The following is a 16,162-nucleotide window of genomic DNA, read 5'->3' as shown; positions in this document are numbered from 1 at the left end:
ACGCTGCGTTTCTGCGCGGCAATGTTGCCAAGCTCGGTCGCGACCTGCGGATTGTCAGGTGCGCATACACCGCTCCGGACAAGCTTGATCACGTTGGCACTCTCGCCATCGAGCATAGTGAGGCGCGTGCGAAGCCGCTTTAGCTGTTCCCGTCGGCTAGCCTGAGCATCCTCGCTGCGATCGATCCAACTCTGGAGAAGAGCATTGAGGCGGGTAGGCTCAAGCACATGTTCCGCCACCGCTCCCACCACGATATCGTCGAGCGCCTCCATGCGGACGCGGCGGCCAGCGCATTGCGTGAGACCAGCCTTGGAGCGCTTGTGACATGCGTAGTAGCGGTAACGTCCGCCCTTACCAGTTTCGGTCGTCATGCCGCCGCCGCACCCATCGCCGTCACAGCCGCAGATCACCGATCCGGTCAGCAGGTTCGTCCCGGTCTTTACCGCCGCAGCGCCCATTCGCGGGTCGCGCCCCGCCATCTGAGCACGGGCGGCATAAAAGAGATCCTCAGATACCAGGGGAGGAACGGGAATCGGGACCCATTCCTCCTCGGGGCGGGTCTCGCCCGTACGGGAGTCACGCTGGTTATACATGACGAGGCCGATATAGGCGCTGTTGCACAGGATGGCGTGGACATTGGATGTGTGGAAGGGTTTGCCGCCGATTTGGTCGCCGCGCTCGTTGAGGATTTGCGCAAGCCGCGTTATCCCAACGGGCGTGCCCTGATAGCCATTCACATAAGTTTCAAAGATGAAGACCGGCACGTGCATCGTCAGGGGATCATGCTCGAGCTTCTGCCGGTCCTTCCCCTTCGACTGTTTCACGGAGACGGTCTTGAATCCGAGCGGCGGCCGTTGCCCGTTCCAGAACCCCCGCGCAGCGTTCGCGAGCATGGTGCGCTTCACATGCTTCGAATTCTCAGCTGAATGATATTCGTCGAACAGGGCCAGCATCCCGACCGCCAGTTCGCTCGCCGGATCGTCACCGAAGGACTGAGTAATCGAAACGATGCGAACCTTGTGACGCTGAAGCTGCGCCTTGTACTGCATGAAATGCAGGGCATTGCGAAACAGGCGAGATAGCGAATGAACCAGGATGACGTCGACCGGGCGCTCTTCGCTCATGGCCATAGCCATCATCGCCTGAAATTCTCCGCGTCCATCGTTAGTCGCGCTGGCACCCGCATCGACGAAAGTCTTGACGTGGACGGCATCATTGTCTCCGATCCAACGCTCGCCATAGGCGATCTGGTCCGGGACAGAGAGGTCGTTGTTCGCCTGCCGCTTGGTCGAAACTCGGGCATAGATGGCGATGCGCTTGCCGCGAAAGCTTTCCATCAACAATTATCTCCGAACAGACTGGCGATTTCTGCTCCCAACCAGCGATCAATAAGCGCGGCTTCATCGACGATCGACGACCATGAATCGTCCAGGCGGCTGATGACAAGAGGTTTCTTGTCTCGGCACGTCCCGGACATGGACGGTGAGATCTTGTCGTCCCTTCGCGATGGGTTCTTCCTTGCCATGAACAAGGCTGTGCCAATGTTTGCGGGCAAAAACCTGCAAGGTTAGTGTCCGTCAACGCGAAGTTGGTGGAGCTGCTCCCTTCGGTACGCCGGTCCATCTATGAGGCTCCGCGATAACCAACCGGATCGGATCGAGCGCAAATGGAGATGGCACCATAGCGATATCCTGCGCGCCAAGGGCAGCTTGCCGAATGCCCGTGGTGCTAAGCAAATCAGATCGGTTGCCAAGGAGGCGACGACGTCCTCCCGGCATTGTCAGGAGCTTACGGTGCGCAGGCTCGAATCGGTCGAGCATTTCCGGGTCAAGCGCTTGGGCGGTCCGTCGGAGATGCTTCGAGGCCCGTAGTGCGTTGCGCAGGTGCCGACGATAATGAACAATATCGTCCCCGACGCAATCGAACCAAAGATGCGCACGATATCTGCATGGACGGGAAGGATATGTACGAGGCGCTAGACCGCAACCTCCCAATCGACATCGTGCTCGAACGGAAGGTTCGCCATGCCTCGGAGACCGGCCAGCCATTTGCACCGGTGGCCGACCTGTTTCCCACGGAGAGCTGAACGACGAGGATATCGGTCTGCCCGCTCAGCGGCGACGTCATAACTCGACTGATTGCTAAGCCGCGCGAACAAGCGCTGAACGTCGGCTTTTGACAAGAGCGGACGCTCAACCTTCTGCATGCGAACGACGAGTTTGTCCCAAGTGCCGCCTACCGATCGACCCTTCTTTGCCGCTCACCCTCGAATTTTACATGCTCAGGTACGGACGGTCAGCCAATTGAACTACGGCCCTCACAGCTGGCCGATAGGCAAATTTCCGGTCTGGAGCTGACCAACAGAGACAGCTGCCGTTCGGTTGCCTTTAACCGATGCGCGAGGCAGCAACGCTGCCATTTAACGAATACAGATCGGATTCTAAACAGGCTAGTAATGCCAGCTTCAACGATAGCCATCTCGCCCTATGAAACAGAACAGCTTCACTAGCATAGGACCCTATACCGCTTATGCGCGGAATTCTCCAAAATGTGTCGGCTTTCATGAGCAGTTTCTTCCCGTCCCCAGTGGCGACGTTACCGCTGGCTGGCGCTCCAGCTACGTCACGACATCGGAAATCAGCACGGTCCATCGAAGCCCTGCGGCTCGCCGCACCATCGATTGTCCTGTTCAGCGGCGGCTGCGGACGCCCCATGTCAGCCTTATGGTAAAAATGACGAGATTCCGGTCGATTTCGGCATAAGCTGTCGGCCGGCCTTCGGGATCGTCATTACAGCCGGAACCAAGTTCGTCAGCGCGGTCGAGCGAGCCAGGCAGCGCGCATCTTTACGATCATGTTTTGCTGACCCGCGCCGTTCGCCGTCTATACGGCCTCTCGAAGTTGGGAGCCAACTCCGGTTCACACAGAACTTCATACCGCAAGTTCTGTGTCGGCCGCCGTTGCCGCCGAATGCGTTTGCTCGGACAGGGGGCCGGATGACTGAGCCCCCTGTCCGATGAAGCAATGTCTGGATCATATCTGCCTTAGAAGGTGTAGCGGGCGCGAACCCCGTACATCCTCGGCTCACCATAGATGGTCGAATGATAGAGATAGGTATTGTACAGGTTCGGATTGCCGATCCGGTAGAGATTATTGGTCAGGTTAGTTGCGTAAAGACCCAGATCGAGGTTGCTGTTTGCGACCTTGCGCCAGTCTATCGAGAGGCTAAGCGTACCGAAACCTCCAAGTTCCTCGCCCGGCTCTGTTCCGGGTAGCGCCGTCGCCGCCGTATGTTGTGAAGATGTGTGGGAATAGCTCACGAACATCGCGAGCGTCCCAAGATCATTGGCAAGCGGTTGTTCGGCCGATACATGGAAGCTGTATGTGTAGGGTGCGACGCCGGTGAAGGGGACGCAACCCAGATCGACCGTCCCACCCGGAGCAATGAAGTTGCCGTTGCAGTCGAACGCCCCCAGGTTGGTAGTATATTCATAGCTATTATATTTGGCGTCTGTGTAGCTGAAATTGCCGCCAATCTCGACGCCGCGGAACGGCCGTATCGATCCTTCGACCTCGACGCCCTGAACGCGCGCAACGGCTCCCAGAATTTGCGCTCCCAGCAATGCTCCGTTTACATCGGGCGCAGCGCGCTGGATGTTCTTATAGTCCAGATAATAATAGCTGACGTTCAGGAGGCTGCCGACCCCGGCGATGTTGAAGTCGGACTTGAAGCCACCTTCATAAGAAGTGACCTTTTCAGGCTGGAACGTCCGCGTGTTTTCAAAGACGGCGTTGGTATTAATGCCACCTGCCTTATAGCCACGGCTGATCTTGCCGTAGAGCAGAAGGTCGGGAGACACCCGGTAATCGATACCCGCGGTCCAGGTTGGGGCGCCTGTCTTGAGCCTGGCGTTGAACTGGCACTCAGTGGGGTCTGTCACCACCGAACCGTCCGAACAGGAGAAGCTGCCGGGCGCCAGAGTGAGAGGTGTATAATAAGCGGCAGATCCGCTGATAGTGTCCCACGTATAGCGGTATCCACCGGTGATCTTCAGGCCATCGAGGCTGGGCGCGAATGCGCCGAAATCCAATGTGGCCTGGCCATAGAGCGCCTTCGACTTGGTCGTGATCGCATAGGTCAGGCGTTGCGAGTCACAGAAGCCGGTGAACGCGGCCGGGCAGAAGCCGTATACCGTTGCCCCCTGCGAGCCAGTGGGCCGTTGATCGAACAGGAAACCGCCAACCGTGAAGTTCAGCTTGCCGTCGAGCAGCTTGCCCTGAAGCTGCAGTTCCTCGGTTATCGTGCGGAATCGATCACGCGGGATCGTCGGCGCGGGCGGGAGATATTCGACCGGCGTTTCGTCGCCCGGCAGCGTCACCTGTCCCGAAGCCGGGAACCGGCGTGCGTCATATTCGTCCTGCTGGAAGATCGACGCATCATTGTCCACCGCGAAGCGCGTCTGAAACCGCTGATAGCTGATGATGTTGCGCAGCGTCAGGCTGTCGTTCAGATCCAGCGCGGACGTGTTGGTGATGCCCCACGTCTTTGTTTTCTGGTATGTATCGGTGCTGTAGGCCGTCTTACGGGGCCCGCGTTCCTCCGCCTCTGCCGCGGCAGCACGATAGACGTCGCAGGACGCGATCACGTCGGGAATGGTCGGGCCTTCCTGGCAGAAACCGTAGAGCTGCAACCCCTCGATATTGAAACTGCGATTGACTTGGCCGGTGCCGTTGTTGCTGGAATAGGCACCATAGGCCATCGTATAGTTTTCGAACGTCTCGGTGGGCCGGAGGACCAGGCCGAAACGCCCGGAATACCAGTGAAGGTCATCCCTGTCCTTGTTCCAGACGACATCATGGGTAAAGCCGTCGCGATCCTGATAGGCGCCGGTGACACGCAACAAAACCTTGTCGGACACGATCGGAATATTGAACGCACCTTCGAATTCGCGATTGTCATAGCTGCCGATCTTGGCCTGGGCATAGCCGCCGAAATCCGCCGTCGGCTTTTGCGGCACGAGCAGCACCGCGCCGCCCGTGGTGTTGCGGCCGAACAGCGTTCCCTGCGGTCCATTCAGGATCTGCATGCTCTGAAGGTCGACGAAATTACCGGGGCCGCCCTGCTGGTTCACCGAGATCGGCGACGGAAGAGGAACCTCGTTCAGATAGACTACGACGCCAGGTGACGCCTGCAAAGTGGCGCCCTGACCGCGGATCGTGAAGGACTGCGCCTCGCGCGAACCCTGGCCGCTCGTCCCGACGGTGAGCGACGGCACGGCACCCTGAAGGTCCTGGGACTGTGCAATCCCCTGCTGCTGCAGACGATCGGAGGAAAAGGCAGTGATCGAAATCGGGACGTCCTGGGCGCGCTCCTCCCGGCGCTGCGCGGTGACCACGATATCTGAAGAGCCATCGTCGGCAACCGCGGGCGGCGCGCTGGCCTCTGCCGACGTTTGCGCAATCGCCGCGCCCCCCAACATCATGGCTACCGATGTTGCGCAAAAAAGTCCTGATCGAACCGCCTTAGCTCGCAAGTACGCCATACCTTCTCCCCTTTAATTTACAAACGCGTGTTCCGTTGCGGACCTCAGTTGTAATCTGACGTTGTTATTGGCTTCTGTGCGGCTGCGCAGGGGCGATATTGCACCTTCTGCCATCGGTGTAATGGAGAGTGCCGCAAAGCAACCGGTTCCCGTTACCACCGCATAAAGCTTCTGAAGCTGATTGTTGAAGTTTTTCAACTGCTGTCAAGGCATTTGTGCACGTCATGGCTGAAGGCCGACGAAATGGCCTGGCGCGAGAGGTGTCTGAAACCCTCTCCTCCGAAATTGATCTTGACAAATGTTGAATTTTCTCAACTATCAGATTAAGCTAATCCACGGCAATTATGAGGCCCTTCGTATGGAGGGTTTGCAGACACGAAGCGGAGAATTGATATGGCAGTTGGCGACTCCCTCTCTATGGACGAATACAAACTGACCCTGGCGTCTCCAGAGAAGATCGTGCCACTCGATCCCAATCTGGTTCTGCCGAAACCAACGCCCGACCTTGAAACGGCCAAGGCCGATCTGAAAAGGGCTGGGTATGCCATCCTCACTGACGTGTTCCCGGAGGCCGTCGTGCGCACGGCGCGTCAGGTTCTCGCAGACGAGATCAAGCGTGAAGAGGCGATTGATCAAAGCCGGGTGAGCAAGTTCTTTGTCGATCCCGACGCCAAGAATCGTCGCCTTAATCGCTTACCCGATCGCCACGAGGTCTTCCGCCAGATTCTGGAGCATCCTGTAGTGCTGGAATTGACGAAGCATATCCTCGGGCCAACGGTCCTTAACGAGAGCTATCTTGTGCATAGCGTGGATGCCAATGTCACGCGGCCGGGAAGCGGCGCGCAATTCATCCATCTCGACGCCAGCAACGGGGTGGGCCACCAGAAAGCCCCGAACCAGTCGCGGTTCATCTGGTGCCTTGACGAGTTCGCGGAGGAAAACGGCGCGACGCGCGTGGTGCCGGGCAGCCATCTCTGGAACTCCGAAATCGATAACTCAGGCGCGACGTCCTACGAGTCTGTTCCGGCCGAAGCACCGGCGGGCTCCCTCATCATCTACACCGATATGCTCTTGCACGGCACAGGCGCCAACATCTCCACAAACCGTGAGCGCGCGTCGATCAACTTCGGCCTGACGCCACCCTGGTGCCGTCCTTCGATCAACTTTCCGCTCGTCCTCGACCCAGAGGTGATGAAGAACACGTCGCAAACGCTGCGCCAGTTGCTTGGATATAGCTCTGTGATGAACGGTGGAGACTATCCTTGGGAGAACGCGCCGGAGTCGATTCGCTCGCTCTGCGTGCCACCGACAATCGCGTATTGAAGCGCTCTTGTCATGAACACCTCGACGCGGCCACGAGCTGTGTCGAAGCGTTCATGACAGCGCCGCTGGCGAAGGCATCCCTATGTCCATTAAACCCAGACCGTCCGCGCTGCGGAATATGCTGTGATCACAACGCCCATCATTGCATCTCCATGGTTTGAGGAACAGTCAGGAGGATGTGATGTAGCTCCGTATTCCATGCGGATGCGACAATGTACCGTATGAGCGCAATCCAGCGATTGCGGCCATAGGCGATCACTTTGACTATCTCGGACTTGGGCGAAAGACGGCGCGTTGCATCGTCAAGTGCCATTGCGTCAATCAAGGGCCAAGTCCTATTTGCTTCTCCCTCGGTTGTGATGTTGCCGGTCTCGAACCGCCGCCTCTACTCATAGAGTTCGCCGATGTGCTCCAGCAGATCGGCGGTAGCGGTGTCGGCGGGGGCGCATGGATGTCAAATATCCAGCGCGGAAAATGAACGTCAATCTGGTTCAATATTGACGTTCATTCTCTTGAAAGCAAATTCTCGACACGCTGCTTCATGAAAGCAGCAAGTTTTACCTCTTATTGGATACTCTGCATATTGTGCCGGTCTTAAAACTCGCGCAAAATTTCACGCAGCGTAGTACCCGTATATTCCGTGCGAACGGCCCCGGCCTGCTGCAATGCCGGTATTAGTTCATCGACCAGCTGCGGAAGCTGACGATTATAGCCCGATCCTTCGATCAGGAATCCGTCGCCGCCAACCTCGTCCATGACCGCCATCATCTTCTCCGCGATCTGCTGCGGCGTGCCGCTGAAGTCCATGCCGCTCGCGCCCTGACCCATGGAGAACAGATCCCTGAGGGACTTGCCTTCCTCGCGCCCGGCCTTCTTCATGTGATCGAGCGCGCTGGTGTGTCCGCCCGCCACGATGTCCTGCGGAACGGGCCCATCGAGGTCGTACAGCGAGAAGTCGACATCCAGTGACGACGACGCCATGACGATGTTATGCTCGAATGATGCCTGCTTTTCAGCGTCGGTCATCTCCTGCTGCTCGACACCTTCGGGAAGGATATTGACGGGCGTCAGAAAGACCACCTTGATATCGTCCGGATTGCGCCCCTGCGCCTCGGCGCGGTTGCGGATGTCCTCACGATAGGCCTTCATGCCGGGAACACCGCCGGTCATCATGCCCAGCACGACTTCCGCGTTCTTGGACGAAAACGCGCGCCCGCGTTCCGAAGCGCCGGCCTGGGCAAACACCGGATAGCCTTGGGGCGAGCGCACCGTGTTGAGCGGACCGCGCGAGCGGAAATGCTCGCCGACGAAATCGATGGTGTGGACCTTGGTGTGATCGACATAGACGCCGGTCTCGGTGTTCGCGACCAGGGCGCCTTCCTCCCACGAGTCCCACAGTTGCTTAACCAGATCGACATACTCGTCCGCAATATCATAGCGGACGGTGGGCGGCAGCAGTTTGTCCATGCCGAAGTTCAGGGCGGCGTTCTTCTCGCTCGACGTGACCATGTTCCAGCCAGCGCGTCCGCCCGTCAGCGAGTCCACGGTCGAGAGCAGCCGGGCGAGCAGATAGGGCGGGTAGAAAGTGGTGGACGCCGTCGCGATCAGGCCAATGTGCGACGTGTCCTGCGCCATCAGAGGGAGCAGCGGGAGGGGATCGAGCTTGGGCGCCAGGGTGGCGTTTTTCAGGTCGAGTTCCATGGAGCCTGCATATCTGTCGCCGACAATCGTAGTGTCTTCGAACAGGATAAAGTCGAACTTCGCCGCCTCCAGCATCCGGGCGAGCTCTTTATGATAAGATCCATCGATCCAGTTCGAGCCGAACTCCTTGCCGTCACCAGGCCAAGACGTCGCACCGAACTTTGTGAAATATCCAAGATGAAATTTTATGTGTCCCATGGCTATAATCTCCTTATATCATAATGAAGTAATGGCTATATTCAAAGCAGTGACAGAGCATCATCGACGCTGATTTTCCGAAATTTCTGGCGAATCATGCCATTATTCCAGCTATTCTCATGATGCGCTTTTGCAGTTTCTTTCTCGGTTTCGCTTACTTCGTTCACCCGGCTGCGTACGCGCTGGGCCAACCGTCTTGAGAAGAGCTGAATATCCGCATCTCCCGCATCGATGTAGCGCTCGATGTTATCAACAAGCGCCATGGGGTTCAGCGCCAGTTCGACGTCCTGACGCAAGCCGGGCTCTGACGACAGGATTGCGATATCCGCATCTCGCGCTCGTCCCCCGGCAGAGTAGGCGAAGCAGTGCCGAATGCGATCGCGCGCTGCTTCCGGCTCACTCCACGGAAATACCGATTGCGTTGGAGCGCCGTCTGGGACCGCCAGATGTGTTATGGCGCGATCGTTGATTGCCTCGATCAGCACTCCCGCATCCGCCGGAAGAAAGAGTTCACGGTGAGGCGTCACGTCAAAGCTTGAGAAGTCGCCATAGCGTCCACCAGAGTGGAAAAGATATATGTCCGCGTAATGCGGCTCCTTCCTACGGCCAGGGCGCACATCATAATAGGCGGTAGTTACCAGCTGCATCAGCATGCTGGCACCCAAGGCGCTCAAGGGCGAACGAAGAACGACGCCGAGGCGGTCTTCGGGGCGCCAGTCGAGCAAGGCGCGACTGTCCGCAACGTCGCCATCTATCTCGATTCTGAACATCGAGTCCTTCAGTGAGAAAGCGGTATGCATAGGCTGCCTTTCATCACCCCCCGGCCTGTATCCTGCCAGCTGCCTGCCGACGTCCTAGGGATGTTTGCCTTCCGCGCATTATGTACGGATAGTATTCAATGGCAGGTGCGGTCGTCAGAGAAAGAAGGACCTCAGACGCCGAGCCGCAGTCCGACGGGTGGTGGGGAGTGACTGGACGGGTAAGTGTCGAGCTTTGGTAACTGACAGCAGCAGAAAGACTGAGGCCACGCCATTTGCAAAGCTGCTGATGAATTTCCGGTACCATCTCACAAGACGCTCTGGAAAAGATAGCTTTTAAGGACATCACGCAGAGCAACCGGAGGCCGGCCGGATAGTCTCTCAACATCGCCGGTTACGATATCATATCCCCCTTCCGACGTCTTTCGTTTGATATCCACGACAAGGCCACGATAATCTTCAGGATATTTGGCAAGCTGAAGCTCATTCGAAAGTTCTTCCAGAGAAATCTGGACGATATCAACGCGCTGGCCTCCTACCTTTTCTATGAGTTGAGCCCGGTCAGCCAGGGACAGCGATTCATTTCCCGTCGCATTGTAGATGGCTCCTGAGTGCCCCGTTCCGACCAGGACACCTGCCGCCGCGGCCGCCACGTCATCCCGGCTTACAAACCCGACGCGTCCTTCGCCAAGTTCTGCCATCCGTCCCGCGACAGTCGACAGAACCACCTCCTGAGCAAATGACTCCATGAAATAATTAGAGCGAAGTACGGTCCAGCGAGGCGCCGATTTGATGAGGTGCTGCTCGCCCACCCAACTGGCTGCTCCAATATGAGGTTCAGAATCTTCACGCGTACCGGCGTCAGAAATGAGAACGATATGCTCGACGCCAGCGCTTAGCGCCGCGTCTATCGCATGAACCAGCTGCCGGGCCCGAGCACCATATTTTAGATCCAGAGTCGGTATGATCAGCAGCCTGTCCAAGCCGGAATAGGCTTCCCGCAAACTGTCTTGGTCGTCATAGTCGCCAAAGCGCGCCTCATCCGCATAGGCCACGTTGTGCGGCGAACGAGAAATCCCGGCAACCTCATATCTGCCGGGCAATTCGCTCAGCCGCTTCAGAACGGCCTTACCTAATTGACCGCTGGCGCCACTAACCCCGATCTTCATTCTCGATATCCATCCCAGCATCCAAATCTGCATGTCGAAGTTTTTGCTGATTCAATGGCTCAGGCCCTCGTTGACAATCGCTCTTCGCCTATCCCTGTCGAAGTGCCTCAAGCGGATCCGCTTGCGCACCGGCATGTCCATAACCAAATCCAATTTGATACCCCATCAACTTCAGAAGATCGTCTGGAAGGGTCCTTGCAATATCCTGCGGACAGGCCAGAAACTGGTTTTCCTCCTGTCGGACCCAACCAACGCAATAGTTGATCGCCTGCGCGCGCCGAACTTTCTGCGATTGATTGCTGCCACCGGCATGCCACAGCTTGCTCGTGAAAATCATCACGGACCCGCGAGTCATCTCTGCCGGCAATGTGTCTTCCATCGTATACTCGGCGCGCGGGCGGGCGTGACTCCCCGGAACGACGCGTGTCGCACCATTTTCTTCCGTGAAATCCGTGACGGCCCACAATGTATTGCAGGATACGACATAATCGTCCGGGAATGGGAAGCTGTCGAACGTCAGTTCATCCTGATGAATATATTGAGCCGGACAACCAGGCCGCAACGAAATCATCTCGGTTGCACCGAGCTGGACAAGAGGCGAATGACTAAGAACTCCTTTCACAACCCCCAGCACCAGCGGATTCATGACGAGATCACGGCCAGTCTCCGAGCGAGCAATTAAGTTGCCGATGCGCTGGGAGCCGTTGCCGAACCACTCATTCTCGCTAAATGGGGTGACCTCTATATAGGGCTGCATGTCAGCCAATACTTGGTCTACAACAGAGACTGGAACCAAATCATCTATGATAACGTGCCCATGCTCGCGCATTACCGCCACAGCTTCCTCGACAGTGGCAGTGTTAGGCAAGTGTTGCAGCTTCATTGGAATCTTCCTCGGCTTATGGCGTGATTGCATTTCGAAATTGGAAAACTACCTGCGATACTTGCGGCGTCCATGGTGCTGCAGCATGCTAGCTTCAGACCGGGTGGGTGGGCTTTGCCGCTCGCCGAAGAGCTGTGCCGACGCAGCCGAGCGGAACGCAGCCCGGCGGACCTCGGCATCAACCGTATCGCAGCACTCTCGAACCAACGTAGACGAGCTCGTGCAAAGGTTTGTCGTGCGCCGCGTTTCACGCTCTTCGCTCCTCCATGCGCCGTGGACCGTCGTTCGGTGAAGAATGAGCCACGCTTCCAGACCGCCTAAAGTGTCTGTGTGTAAAAACTAATATGCGATGTTGAACAATATCAACTTTATGTCAAGTGAGTCTCGAAATCGAGACGCAAAGCGCCCTAAAAACGGCTCGATGTTAGGTAGGCATTCGGTGAAGGACGCGGATCAGGCGGCTTTTGGTTGATCTTCGGCGGCGCGCCAGTTCCATGGCAGCAGTTCGTGGAGACGGTTCTGGGGGATGTCGGCGATGCGGCTGAGCACATCGGCAAGCCAGGCCTGCGGATCGATGTCGTTGAGCTTCGCTGTGGCGATGAGGCTGAGCATGAAGGCGGTGCGCTGCCCGCCGCGGTCCGAACCGGCGAAGAGCCACGATTTTCTGCCCAGGGCTATACCCCTGAGCGCGCGTTCCGCCGCGTTGTTCGTCAGGCAGATACGGCCGTCATCGAGGAAGGCGGCGAAGGTCGGCCATGCCTTGAGCATGTAATCCATGGCCTCGGCTACATCGCTGTTCTTCGATAGCTTTGACCGATTGTCGCGCATCCATTCTTCCAGATCGGCAACCAGCGGTGCGCTGAGTTCCTGCCGAAGGGCGAGACGCTCCTGTACCGGTCTGCCGTTGATGGCGCGTTCGATGTCGAAGATCGCGTCGATACGGCGCACCGCCTCCACCGCCAGCGGCGAGATGATGGGCGCCTTCTTACGGCGCTTCTTGAGCTGCGCGGCGACATCAGCCAGCTCGAAGAAATAGCGGCGCGCGTGGCTCCAGCATAGGGCGCGGGTCAGCGGCGCCGGCAGTCTGTCGGCCTGGAACAACGCGTTATAACCAGCATAGGCATCCGCCTGGAGAATGCCTCTCCAACTGCGCAGGTGGCTCACAGGATGCTCACCCCGCCGATCGCGGGAGTAATGGAAGATCGCTGCCGGAGGCGCGGGCCCGCCGAATGGTCGATCGTCCCGGACATAGGTCCAGATCCGGCCCGTATCGGTCTTGGTCTTGGCCAGCACCGGCACCGTCGTATCGTCGCCATGCAGTCGCTCGGCTGCAAGGACATGCGCCTCGATCAGCAGGTATAGCGGCATCAGAGCGGCGGTACATGCACCCACCTGATCGGCCAGGGTGGAAAGGCTCAGATCCACGCCTTCACGGGCGTAGCGATCACGCTGGCGGTTGAGGGGCTGATGCGCGCCGAACTTCTCGAACAGCAGCATCGCCAGGAAGCTGGGGCCAAAGAGCCCGCGGGGCGTGACGTGAAACGGCGCCGGCGGCTGCGTGATCTTCTCGCAATCGCGACAGGAGAACTTCTCCCGTACGGTCTGGACCACCTTCCACTGGCGCGGCACCACCTCAAGCGTCTCAGTGATATCCTCGCCCAGCTTGCACAGCCGTTCCGAGCCGCAGCAGGGGCAGGCCTCGGGCGCGGCGATGACGATGCGTTCGCGGGGCAGATGCTCGGGCAAGGGCTTGCGCGCGGGCCGCCTGCGCTCAAACGGCGCGACATTGGTCTTCGCCGCTGCCAGCGCAGCCAGGAGCTCATCTTCGCTGGCAGCGGTCTCGCACTCCTCGAAAGCCAGTTCCATCTGATCGAGCAGATGGCGCGTGCGTTCCGATCGCTGGCCAAAAAGGGTGCGGCGCATCTTCTCGTTCTGCAGTTCGAGAAGGGCATTGCGGGCTTCCAGGTCGGCGTTGATCGCCTTGATCCGCGCGACTTCAGCGGCAACGGCTTCCGCAGCGGCAAGCCGCTCGCGAAGGCTATCAATCTGTGCTTGCGCCTCGTCCCCCATGCCGGCGCGTATAGCAGAAAAGTGCCGGAATCCCTAGCTTTTAAGGCAAATATCGACGATTTATCCGGCCAATGTCGGGCGCCATGTGGCCTGCGGATTACGCCAGTCGATCGCCTCCAGCATGCAGGCCATCTGTGAGGGGGAAATGGCGATCACGCCGTCCACGGCCGAGGGCCAGATGTACTTCCCACGCTCCAGGCGCTTGGCATACAGCGACATGCCGACACCGTCATGCCAGATCACCTTGCAGAGGTCGCCACGACGACCTCTGAAAATGTAGAGGTCGCCAGCGAACGGATCGCGACCGAAACTCTCCTGCACCTGCAGGGCCAGACTGCGCATGCCGCGCCGCATGTCCGTGTGCCCCGTTGCAATCCATATCCGAACGCCAGAGGGAACCGGGATCACGGCTTGATGGACCGCAGCACTGCCGACACCAGCCCGGGCGAGGCGCCAGCGGGAATGCGCACGATCGCCCGTTCGAACTCCACGATGATCGCCGATCCGCTCACCGGTATCGGATCGGGCTGCACCTGCACCTCTGCAAAGCCCTGCGCTGCCTGCCCCATCTGCCGCCGCCATCTGTAGATCTGGTTCGGCCGCAGATCAGCACGGCGGGCAATCTCCGCCACGTTCGCACCGGGCGCCGAAACCGCCGCAACCAACTCGCGCTTCTGCTGGTCGGTCCATACTCGCCGCCGCTCCGGGCCTGAAATTACCGTGATCTGACTCATCGCACCGTCCCTAGTACCGGTGCAAACACCAGCGCTTGCACCGGTGCCATCTCGAAATATCAGCCAATCACCGCAAGGCGGCCCTCACCGGAGCGATACGATGTTAGGGCTCCCGCGCGGCAAGCCGGGGAGGCGGAGACTGTTGGACGGTTAAGCGCTGGAGCGGGATTGTTCGAGCCTGTTGAGCGGTCACTCAACTGCAACCGCGCGCTCGTGCTCCGATAGAACCGATGACCTAGCGCTGCAATGCGGCTAGCAGCCCTCAAAGCGGCATCGGCTACGCCGCAGCTGACGAAACTAACGCGTTCACAGGGCGAGGGAGCAAACCAACGCTGCATTGCCTAACCGTGCCGGAAGAACGCACGGTTGGCTCTCTGGCCACGATGTCAGCATGCGACTATGACGCCGGTCATTCAGGCAGGAGTTCTACGTCGGAACTAATCTCGGACGCTGTAGCGTGCAAAGATCGGCCAATAAGCCGTTGTATATCATCGGGGGTAATTGTCTTCACCATCGCGATCAGTGAATGTGCAGCCATTGCTTTCATGAAAGGCATTCTCGGCTCCCACGGCTTGCCATATCCCGCAAGCACCGTAGCACCCTCCATAGTGGCGTTGATGTACACCGCTAAAGCTTCAGCGTCATCTGCACTAAGGGAGGCATTTAACTGCTTCACAAATGAGCCAATCAACGTATGAACATGACCATATAATGATTCCAAACGTTGTGCGACGAAATCATTATGATTGCTCATTGCCCAAAGCTCAGTCATCAAATGGGTCGTACCTTTTGTTTTAGCACCCTCCATTGTCCCGGTAATGATAAGAGCTAATGCGGCTTCTGCGGATATCTTAGGCTTGTACACATTCTTTTTTAGAAGCTTATCACCCGAGGTTAAAATATCTTGCAAAAGAATCTGAACGAGCACCTCTCTCTTTGGAAAATGACGAGTGACGTTTCCTATCTTCATGTCACATTTCGCAGCAACCCGTTGTAAGGTGAAAGCCGCATATCCTTCTTCAATCAGGACGTCGACGGCAGCTTGAAGTATCTTGTCAACGGTCTTTGAGCCATGGGGTGACTTCCCTGGGCGCACAATGCCAAGATCCATCGCAAGTTCGCTATCACGGGATTTTGTCATTGCACTGCCTTAAACCCCATAGGTTCAACCGATCAAGGCTTGCCTGCTGCTTAACGCTGAGAGTCGCTTCTCTGATTAAGGCGTTGCGGGTCAAGCTGTTTCGCCACACTCAGCAAAGGCGAGGTCCGGACGCTCAACGACGTTATCCTGCCATCATCCCGATAAGAATGAGCACGACCCATCGCATCAGGCGGGATCTGGTTCGCATCTCCTCATGCTACTGTCGGCGCCGACGATTTGCTCCAGTGGAACTTGGCATGATCGCTGCACGTAGGTTGTAAGATGACCGCCGCTTGCGCGTCAAGGCGACGGGCCTTGCCGCCTTAGCCGCTCGGGTCTCAATGCGCAGCACTGGCAAGCCCGCGCGCGTCAGGCCCCAATGAAGCCATGATGACAAAGAGCGTACTTCCATCCTCCTGCATGGAAACACCAAGATGATACCGCTCCATGTATGAGGATGATCCGCGACAAGTATCGACTGGTCGTCGATGTCGATCCCTGGACGGAATTCACCCGGCGCAATCCCGTCAAGCCCTGGTCATGATGAGAGGGGCGTCAAGGGATCGGTTGGCGATCTTAGCAGAGGGAGAGATGTCACCCGATCGTTGATCACTCGGGCTGATTTCAGGATGCCTCGGCCTGT

At 58.0% G+C, this 16,162-nt stretch carries 10 protein-coding genes and 1 pseudogene; 1 reads left to right on the top strand and 10 read right to left on the bottom strand.

Going from position 1 to position 16,162, the window contains the following annotated elements:
* Positions 1-296 precede the first annotated feature (296 nt).
* Both MU848_RS19120 and MU848_RS06790 read right to left on the bottom strand, forming a co-directional pair.
* Positions 297-1,337 (bottom strand): annotated as a pseudogene (locus MU848_RS19120) (recombinase family protein); the annotation flags it as partial.
* Between the two features lie 1,706 nt (positions 1,338-3,043).
* Positions 3,044-5,482, bottom strand: coding sequence for a TonB-dependent receptor (locus MU848_RS06790; RefSeq protein ID WP_247230945.1), 2,439 nt, complete (start codon positions 5,480-5,482; stop codon positions 3,044-3,046).
* Positions 5,483-5,935: 453 nt separating this feature from the next.
* Here MU848_RS06790 and MU848_RS06785 point away from each other — a divergent pair, with 453 nt between their 5' ends.
* On the top strand, positions 5,936-6,865 hold the full coding sequence (locus tag MU848_RS06785; protein ID WP_247230944.1) for a phytanoyl-CoA dioxygenase family protein: 930 nt from the start codon (positions 5,936-5,938) through the stop codon (positions 6,863-6,865).
* Between the two features lie 594 nt (positions 6,866-7,459).
* Here MU848_RS06785 and MU848_RS06780 read toward each other — a convergent pair.
* The 8 genes from MU848_RS06780 to MU848_RS06745 form a co-directional block, all read right to left on the bottom strand.
* The gene (locus MU848_RS06780) at positions 7,460-8,764 is read right to left on the bottom strand and encodes an NtaA/DmoA family FMN-dependent monooxygenase (RefSeq protein ID WP_247230943.1); all 1,305 of its coding nucleotides are present in this window, start codon (positions 8,762-8,764) and stop codon (positions 7,460-7,462) included.
* A 41-nt stretch (positions 8,765-8,805) separates the two neighbouring features.
* The gene (locus MU848_RS06775; protein ID WP_247230942.1) at positions 8,806-9,534 is read right to left on the bottom strand and encodes a hypothetical protein; all 729 of its coding nucleotides are present in this window, start codon (positions 9,532-9,534) and stop codon (positions 8,806-8,808) included.
* A gap of 296 nt (positions 9,535-9,830) precedes the next feature.
* Positions 9,831-10,724, bottom strand: a complete 894-nt coding sequence (locus MU848_RS06770) for an NAD(P)H-binding protein (protein WP_247230941.1) — start codon at positions 10,722-10,724, stop codon at positions 9,831-9,833.
* Between the two features lie 55 nt (positions 10,725-10,779).
* Complete coding sequence (locus MU848_RS06765) at positions 10,780-11,574, bottom strand: phytanoyl-CoA dioxygenase family protein (protein WP_247230940.1); 795 nt, start codon at positions 11,572-11,574, stop codon at positions 10,780-10,782.
* A gap of 453 nt (positions 11,575-12,027) precedes the next feature.
* Positions 12,028-13,644 (bottom strand): IS66 family transposase, encoded by a 1,617-nt coding sequence (tnpC, locus tag MU848_RS06760; protein ID WP_247230939.1) that lies wholly within the window; start codon positions 13,642-13,644, stop codon positions 12,028-12,030.
* A gap of 60 nt (positions 13,645-13,704) precedes the next feature.
* Entirely contained in the window at positions 13,705-14,052 is a 348-nt protein-coding gene (gene tnpB / locus MU848_RS06755) for an IS66 family insertion sequence element accessory protein TnpB (RefSeq protein ID WP_315862423.1), read from the bottom strand.
* Positions 14,049-14,378, bottom strand: a complete 330-nt coding sequence (gene tnpA / locus MU848_RS06750; protein ID WP_247230937.1) for an IS66-like element accessory protein TnpA — start codon at positions 14,376-14,378, stop codon at positions 14,049-14,051. The genes tnpB and tnpA overlap by 4 nt, the downstream gene beginning before the upstream one ends.
* 409 nt (positions 14,379-14,787) lie before the next feature.
* Positions 14,788-15,519: a TetR/AcrR family transcriptional regulator gene (locus tag MU848_RS06745; RefSeq protein ID WP_247230936.1), complete on the bottom strand. Its 732-nt coding sequence runs from the start codon at positions 15,517-15,519 to the stop codon at positions 14,788-14,790.
* Positions 15,520-16,162 lie beyond the last annotated feature (643 nt).

Origin of the sequence: Sphingobium agri, assembly GCF_023051225.1 — a bacterium.
Taxonomy (GTDB): Bacteria; Pseudomonadota; Alphaproteobacteria; order Sphingomonadales; family Sphingomonadaceae; genus Sphingobium; species Sphingobium agri.
This window is presented reverse-complemented; position numbering and strand designations above follow the sequence as displayed.